The following is a 7950-nucleotide window of genomic DNA, read 5'->3' on the forward strand; positions in this document are numbered from 1 at the left end:
AGGACATGCAGGCGATCACCAACGCCTATTACGCCAAGTTCGTCGAGGAGCTGGCCGCCACCGGCGTGACCATCATCCCGCTGCAAGACGCCGTGATTCGCAGCGCCGGCCTGCAGCGGTTGATGAACATGGCCAAGCCCGCGCCCTACATCCGCGGCGGGGCCAACCGCAGCGGGTTCTATTCGCCCCCCGGCTACAAGTTCTACTTCACGCCGCTGGACGGCCGCGCCAAGGCCATGGGCGACACCATGACCACCACGGGCTCGCAAGTGCCCGAGGAGATGGCCATGAAGGAGCTGAACGCCGGCATCCTGGGTGTCCGCATGGTCGTCGACTTCGCCGAGATCGAGGCGCGGGGCCGGGGTATGCTGGGCATGCGCCCGCCGACCGCCCGCGTGAAGAGCAAGGCCAATGTCGCCCTGCTGCCAGTCGACACCCAGCTGTGGGTTCTGACGCCCCAGGCCAAGTCGACCTACTCGGACTTGGGCCATCGCCAGCGCTACGCCCTGACCAGCCCGATCGTCATGCCGGACTCCATCCTGTCGGTCGACGACACGACGCCCCGGGGAAGCAAGGTCAGCGACGGCGTCGCCAGCGCCATCGGCGTCCTGGCCGGCGTCGGCGGCCAGAAGACCCGCACCTATCAGGTCACAGTCGATCCGGTCGCTTGGAGCAAGGACGTCTCGGCCGCCATGGATGAAGTAGGCAAGGTGATGATCGCGAGGTTCAACGCGGATCGATGAACTCGAAGCCTCAGCCCAGGTGCGCCGTCGCGCCTGGCTTGAGGGCGCCTCCGTCTTGCGCCAGGAACGGACGTTGGCTGTGGCACTGGAAATGGACCTTCAGCGACGTTCTCGCTCAGACGGAAGCGACACCTTCATTCGCTCGCAGCGAGGACGGACAACCGTTACGCTGGACAGAGCTCAAATCACAATGCGTCGCACTGTTGGCGGCGTTGGGTTGCCAAACTGCTCGCGTTAGGAGCCCGCCATAATGAGCCTGACGCGACAACCTCACACTGTCCGGCTAACCCATTAGGACGGAACGAAGCGGCAAGTTCGCCAACCTGGGGCCACAACTCGACGCTGACCAGGAAGCCGGCTCGACAAGCTTAACGCTGTCTCAGCTTCCCGCCACTGGCGACCGCTCCTCAACGCGCTATCGCTTAACCGGGCGTCGATCCCGTCGCTGTGTTGTAGTGCGGCGCGCTGGGATCATTCGGATTGGGGCGCTCCCCCGGCGCCGTTGCGCTTTCCGTCCAGGCGCGCTGGATCAGGTCCCGCAGGAAGCGCGCGCCGTTGGCGACGTGGACATAGGCATACTCCCGCGCCTCCGTGTCGTTCGGATTGGAGAAGGCGTTGCGCTTGTCCATCCGATAGACGGCCTCGGCGTCGCGGCCGCTGGCGTCCACGAAGGCCAGGACCTGGTCGAACAGGTCGCCCTGCTGGTGGTCGATCGCGCCGAGCCGGCCGTCGATGTCGGTTGTCTTCAGGTCGATCGCGTTGACGAAGCGCGTCTCGAAGCGTCCATGGATGTCGCCTTCCAGGGTGTAGCCGTTCGGATTGGGGCCTCGCCAGCCGTTGCTGTGCCAGGTGACATGCATCGGCTGGGCGCCGTCGCCGACATAGTGCCCCAGCCAGGCGACATGGAAGGCGCAGGTCGGCTCGATAAGGCTGGGATCGCCCTTGGCCTGCAGCTTGCGAACCTGGCGGAAACAGGCGACGAGGCGGCCGTAGCCCTCGACCACCGCATAGGGCAGCGTACCAGTCCAGCGGACATTCGTGCGGCTGGCCGCCTCAAGGTCGCCCCTGGCGACCAGGCGATCGTGCTCATCCTTCAAGGCCAGGATGAACTCGAACCGCGAGCGTGGGATCACGCGCATGAAGGCGAATTGCTGCCGGAACCAGCCATGATTGGGATCCTCGGCGATCTTCGAGAGCGGCTCCGAGGCGTTGCGCCAGTTGTCCGGCTCGGTGGCGTTGGCGGCGATATATTCGACGTGGCGCTTCAAGAACGTCGGTCCGTTCTCGGGCAGCGCCATCACGGCGGCCCGGTCGATCACCTCGTGGCCGCGCTTGCCCCAGGCGGCGGCGGGAGTCGAAGACAGGCCGGCCAGGGCCAGGCAGGCGAAAGCCGTCAGGGTCTTGTGCATGGAGAGTTCCCGTACGCGGGATCCAGGCGCCGCCTGGACCCCGCCTTGAGGCGAGACGGATCAGAAGTCGCGGGTGATCGTCAGCTCGAAGGTCCGGCCGAAGATCGGACGGCCGTAGATCGGCTCCGGCGTGCCCTGCCCCACCAGCTTGTCGGCGCGCGGATTACCTTCGGTGAGGGCGAAGGTCTTGGTCATGTTTCGGCCGGCGAGCTTGATCTTCCAGTCGTCGAAGTCAGCGGACACGCCGAGATCCAACGTGGTGTAGGCGGGCATCAGAGTCGTGTTGCTGACGTCCACATAACGGTCGCCGACGTAGTTGACGCGGGCGTAGGCGTCCATATCGACCTTGCCGAGCTTGAAGCTGACGCTGGGCGAGATCGAGCCGTACCACTTGGGCTGGCGGGTCGGCATCTTGCCGTTGGCGTCGATCGGCGGACCGCCGTACTCGTCGGTCAGGCGCGCCAGCTTGATGCCGTTGTAGTTGATCGACGAGTCGATCCGGAACCACCGCACCGGGCGGTACTTGGCGGCCAGCTCGAAGCCGGGGCTGACCGCGTCGCCGGTATAGTTGGCCTGGATGATCTCGCCGGTCTTGGGATCGATGCCGGAGCCGGCCGCCGAGTACGGCGCGTACTTGGCGTAGAAGACGGTGGCGAAGACATCGAGCTTCTTCGTATCGAGCTTCAGGCCGCCCTCGTACTGATCGACCTCGGTCATGTCGATCTCGGCGTCGCGCACGACGCTGCGCGCGGACGGCGCGTTGTAGGACTTGGCGTAGCGGACATAGCCGGCCACGCGCTTGGAGAACTCGTAATAGGCGCCGGCGGTCCACGAGAACAGGTCGTAGCTGGCCTCCCGCTCGCTGAAGAGGCCAGTCAGGCCCTTGACCTTGTCATCGGCCAGCGTGGTCTTGTCGCCCAGGTCGTACGTCGCCGTGCCGTACTTGCGGCCATGGAACTTCGAGTATTGCTGGCGGAAACCCGCATCGATCCGCAGCTTGTCGGTGATGTGCCACTGGTCGTTCAGATAGACCGCGACGTGGTTCATCCGCGCGAAGTCGCGGTCGGCGGCGGTGCCGTAGGTGATGACGCCGCCGTCGGTGACCGAGCCGATGACCTTGCCGGCGCTGTTGTAGGCCACCAAGTCCAACGGGCGGGGCTGGGTCGTCATCTCGATCAGCATCCGCTGGCGGTAGTAGTCGAGGCTGTGCTCGAAGTGCGAGCCGAACAGGCCGAACGTCAGGTCGTGGCGGCCCAAGGGCGTCTGTAGCGCCTTGGAGACCCGAAAGTCGTCCAGCAGGGACTTCACCTTCAGGTTCGTCGCCCGGTAGTCGCCGGTCAGGATCAGGCCGTGCGCCTGGGCGGGGTCATAGACCTCGGCGCCGTTCGCGCCGGCGATCACGTAGCCGAAGCGCGCGACGGGGCCGAACGCCTTGGCGGCCGCGCTGGCGTAGCGCTGGGCGAAAACGTTGGCGTTGGTCGGATAGCCTTCGGAATAGATGGCGTCCAACCCGCCGCCGATCTCCGTCGCCCGCGCCTTGTTGCTGATCCGCCAGCCGTCGCCCAGCGTGCGCTGGAAGTCGAGGCCGACCGTCTTCAGCCGGGTTTGCCGCCCGTCGGTCAGGTCGCGGTCGAGCACCTCGACGGAGCGCGCGCTCCCCTGTGGGATCATCATCTTCACATGGCGCAGCGACGGCGTGTTCAGGGTGCCGGTGAACGGGTCGAGGACGTCCGACAGCGAGTCCTGGGGATTGTCCGGATTGGCCAGGGGCACCGGGAGGATGAAGGCGTTCTTGTCATTGAGCACGCGGACGAAAAGGTTGACGTCGCCGCCCTCGATCTCGCGCGTCAGGTTCATGCGGAACTGGCCGCCCCTGTCGGCGGTGTAGCCCATCTTCCGATAGCCATCGCTGACCCTGTAGAAGCCGCCTAAGGCCAGATAAGTCTTCTCGGCCAGCGGCCCGGACCAGTAGGCGTCGACCCGGCCGAGGCCGATGCTGCCCGCGGTCAGGCGGACCGCGCCCTTGGCCACGTCGCCACCGCGGCGGCTGATGTTGTTCATCATCGCGATCGCCTGGTCGGCGAAGACTGGCGCCGTGCCGCCGCGCACCACCTCGAACCGCTGGGTCATGATGTCGATGCGGCTCAACACGTCGGAGTTGGCGAAGTGGGCGCCGTTCTGGGCCAGGATTGGCGCGCCGTCTTCCTGGAACTCCGTGAAGGCGCCCTCGCCCGGCACGCCGCGGATGCGCCAGACGTTCTGCACCTCGCCGCCGCTGGCCTCGCCATAGACACCGGGAATCCGGTTCAGCATGTCGATCGTCCCCGTCGGCGCGATCCGCTCGATATCCGCCGAGGACAGGGTCGTCACGGCGTAGGAGGTTTCGAACTGGCGCTCGCCCACGGTGGTGCCAGTGACGATCAGGGTGTCGAGCTGCAGGCCCAGACCTTCGGCCTGATCGCGGGCTTCACCGGCTTTCGTCGAAGCCTTGTGGTCCGCAGACGGCTTGGACGCGCGCGCTTTGTCCACCTGCTGCGCGGCCGCCGAGAGCGGCGCGACCACCAGAGCGGCCGTCAGCGCCAGCCAGCTGACGCCGGCGCGGTTGAATTGGATCTTTTGCACTGAAACCCCCACGGAGGGCGGCATCTCTCCGGGCCGCCAATATCTTCATCAATAGAAGATAAATGTGACGGTTTTTTCCTCGGCCATCGCGCTCACGCGGGCTCGGGGTGAAAAAACAGCGTAAACACACGTCGCCAGCAATCATCCGAGCAATGACAGGCGGCCCTTTTCCTCCGCTTCTGAACTAAAATCCGATCGCGGACAGCGGTTCGGGGGCGAGCGCGGCGGTCAGAGGCAAGGCCGCCGCTCCGAGCCGGGGACCGGAGGCGGTCACCGAACTCAACCGGATTTCCGGCCAAGGGTTTTCATCGCGAACACGCGCCGCCGCTGCCGACCGCATCCGCTCCACCAGGCGCTCCGCCACCGGCTTTGGCAGCAGCCCGCATACGAACACCGCCTCCGGATCGAGAAGGTAGGTCGCGCTCCGGACGACCTCGAGCAGCTGGTCGGCGGCGCGCTCGATCCAAGATTCGATCGCGGGGCGGATTTCTTCGGTCAGCGTCACGTCCTCGATCCGACTGACCGGAAAGCCCCACCGCGCCAGATGCGCCAGGAGATCGTCTCCCGAGGGCCTGGCGAGATTGCGCGGGAAGAAGGCCCCGATCTCCCCGGCGTTGCCATGCGCGCCGCGCTGAAGCTGACCGTCCATGATCAGCCCGCCGCCCACCCCATGGGCGACATAGATCGACAGGAAGCTCCGGAACTGGCGACCATCGCCGAACAGCGACTCCGCCAGCGCCATCGACGCCGCATCGTTCTCGTAGACCACCCTCACGCCCAGACGCTCCGCGAGAAACCGTCCAGGATGCAGCCCCCGCCAGGACGCGAACTGCGGCAGCGGAATCGGGATCGGCGAGCCCCGTCCGACATGGCCCGGCATCGCCAGCCCCAGCCCAAGGAAGCGCGCGTCGGGCCAGCCCAGCGCCGCGCGCCCTTCCGCCAGTTGGCGCGCGATCTCCTGGGCGACAGCCTCTGGAGACAGGTCCCAGAGCGGCAGCCGAGCCTCCCAACGCGGCTGGCCCGCGAGGTCGGCGAGGCAGATCTCCAGGTGCTCGACGGTCAGCGCCGCCCCCGCCGCGAAGGCCCCTTCGGGAGCCAGCGACAGGATCTGCCGGGGCTTGCCCCGCTTGCCGCTCGGCGAGGCCATGACCTCCACGAGCAGGCCGCGCAGGATCAGCGAGGTCGAGACATTGGTCAGGGTCGAGGCTTGCAAGCCGCACAGCTCGGCGATCCGCCCCCGGTGCACCTCGCCCTGCTGGCGCACGACCTGGAGGACCCTGCGCTCGGTGGCGTTCAGGTCGAACAGCCCGTCGCGCGACGACGGGGCGAGCGCGGAAGGAGCCGGGTTCATCGAAGCGCCATCCTCGCACGCTACACGTCGTTCACGACATGAACATAAACGTCTCCGGGCGCGGTTGGCATCTCGAATTCGTCTCACCGGCGCGAAGGCTCTTCCGGCGCATGCCTTTTCAGATCTCCCGCCTCCTGCTCCTGGCGCGGTGCTCGACCGTCGACTTCGGCAAGGCGATCCTGTGGCGGATGTTCAAGCTGTTCGCCCTGTTCCATCTGGTCGAGACGCTGGGTGTCGATCCCGACCTGGCGGGCATGCTGGTGATGACCAGCCTCGTCGCCGACGCGGCGACCGATCCGCTGGTCGGCGGCCTGATCGACGGCCTCAGCCGTCGCGGCTGGAGCTACCGGCTCTACTACCTCGTCGCGCCGCTGATCGCCGGCGGCGTGCTCACCGCGTTCTTCTCGCTGACGACCGGAGGATGGGCGTCGAGCTGGCAGATCTTGATTTTCCTCGTCGCCTTCCGGATCGCCTACACCTTCTCGGACATTCCCGCGAACCTCAGCGCGGTCCAGATCGCCGAGCAAGGTCACGACGCCACCGTGATCTGGGGCATGAAGAAAGGCTTCGCCATGCTGGGGACACTGGCCATCTCGGCCTGCGTGGCCCCGATTCTGCGCGGGCAAGGCGGACGCTTCGAGCCTCGGAACCTGATAATCGCCATGGGGCTGCTGACCCTTGTGACCGCCCTCGCCTATGTGCTGAGCGCTGGAGCGCTGCCTACGGCGCGACGAGGAGCATCGGGGCGGGCGGCGCCCGTCGCGCTGAGCGCCCGGCTTCAGGCCGTGGTCCAAAATGGCCGGCTGTGGATGCTGGTCGGCGTGATCCTGGCCACGGGCGTGCTCACCGACGCGCTGGGCGCGGGCATGCTGTTCATCGGCCAGAACGTCGTCGGCGACGCGGCCTGGTCGGGCCGCGCGCTGTTCTGGATCGCGGTCGGTGGAACCGTGGCGATCCCCTGCGGTTCGGCCATCGCGCTACGGCTCGGGCGCGTCCCGACGCTTCACGCCGCGCTCGTCGTCACCGCGCTCGCCGCCGCCGCGGTTCCCTTCACGCTCTTGAGGTCCCAAGCGATCTACGCGGTGTTGGCGGTATACGGCTTTGGGCTTGGGCTGACGCCGATGATGTACTGGGCGATCTCCATCGACGCCGTGGCCCCTGCGGCGCGGGCTCCCGCGCCCAGTCAAGCCCTGTCGCTCTCGCTGATGTCCGCGAGCGTGAAGGTCGGCGGCGGCCTCAACGCGGCCCTGATTGGATTTTGCCTTCAGGCCTCCCAGTGGAAGGATGTGGGGGTGGGCGGCGCGCCGCGGCTGGATCTCATAACGCTGCTGACGCTCTGCTCGGTGGCGGGCGCCCTGATCGCCCTAGGGATCAGCGTTCGACTGAACACGCCCCCAAAATGCTCCGAACTAAAGCTTCCTGGGATGCCACCAACTTAGCGCGATCGCCCCGGTCATTTCGCCAGAAGCCAGGGACGTCGAACTGGGGGCCTCGCAAAGCTTAGCGGCGTGATCCGCGCAACAACTGAGCGGTACGTTCTCGTCGCACAGTCGCTCTAATCCTAGAGGCATGAGCTCAATATCGACCTCAAGGACTCTGAATTCTCCTGCCTCCGTCCAACAGATGTTGGTCCCGTCGCTTCCCTTGACTTCCCCCCCCTGAAACTCCTCTAGAAATAACTAGAGTCCGCCCCGACCAAAGGACGGACAGATGAAGCGATCACGGTTCGCGGAAGAGCAGATCATCGGGTGATCCTCCCTCGTTTCAGTGGACACCCATGCTAGCTTTTCGGAGCTGGAGAGGAGTGTCTGATGAACGTGAAGCG

The 7950-nt window shown here is 66.3% G+C and carries 5 protein-coding genes; 2 read left to right on the forward strand and 3 right to left on the reverse strand.

The features are described from left to right. A partial coding sequence (locus DI526_RS22530; protein WP_304283020.1) for a hypothetical protein occupies positions 1-743 on the forward strand: 743 nt, incomplete at its 5' end. A 422-nt stretch (positions 744-1165) separates the two neighbouring features. Here the strand turns inward: DI526_RS22530 and DI526_RS22535 are convergent. From DI526_RS22535 to DI526_RS22545, 3 genes are all read right to left on the reverse strand, one after another. Next, the gene (locus DI526_RS22535; protein ID WP_304283022.1) at positions 1166-2152 is read right to left on the reverse strand and encodes a hypothetical protein; all 987 of its coding nucleotides are present in this window, start codon (positions 2150-2152) and stop codon (positions 1166-1168) included. A 60-nt stretch (positions 2153-2212) separates the two neighbouring features. After that, positions 2213-4774, reverse strand: coding sequence for a TonB-dependent receptor (locus tag DI526_RS22540; RefSeq protein ID WP_304283025.1), 2562 nt, complete (start codon positions 4772-4774; stop codon positions 2213-2215). Positions 4775-4958: 184 nt separating this feature from the next. Beyond that, the gene (locus DI526_RS22545) at positions 4959-6125 is read right to left on the reverse strand and encodes an ROK family transcriptional regulator (protein WP_304283027.1); all 1167 of its coding nucleotides are present in this window, start codon (positions 6123-6125) and stop codon (positions 4959-4961) included. A gap of 110 nt (positions 6126-6235) precedes the next feature. On the opposite strand from DI526_RS22545, the gene DI526_RS22550 reads away from it, so the two are divergent. Further along, entirely contained in the window at positions 6236-7564 is a 1329-nt protein-coding gene (locus DI526_RS22550) for an MFS transporter (protein WP_304283029.1), read from the forward strand. Positions 7565-7950 lie beyond the last annotated feature (386 nt).

This window comes from Caulobacter segnis (genome assembly GCF_003243465.1).
Classification (GTDB): Bacteria; Pseudomonadota; Alphaproteobacteria; order Caulobacterales; family Caulobacteraceae; genus Caulobacter; species Caulobacter segnis_A.

Excerpts from the sequence above, each read along its gene's own strand:
- DI526_RS22545 (WP_304283027.1), bottom strand. The coding sequence starts at position 6,125 with ATGAACCCGGCTCCTTCCGCGCTCGCCCCGTCGTCGCGCGACGGGCTG.
- DI526_RS22550 (WP_304283029.1), top strand. The coding sequence starts at position 6,236 with ATGCCTTTTCAGATCTCCCGCCTCCTGCTCCTGGCGCGGTGCTCGACC.
- DI526_RS22535 (WP_304283022.1), bottom strand. The coding sequence starts at position 2,152 with ATGCACAAGACCCTGACGGCTTTCGCCTGCCTGGCCCTGGCCGGCCTG.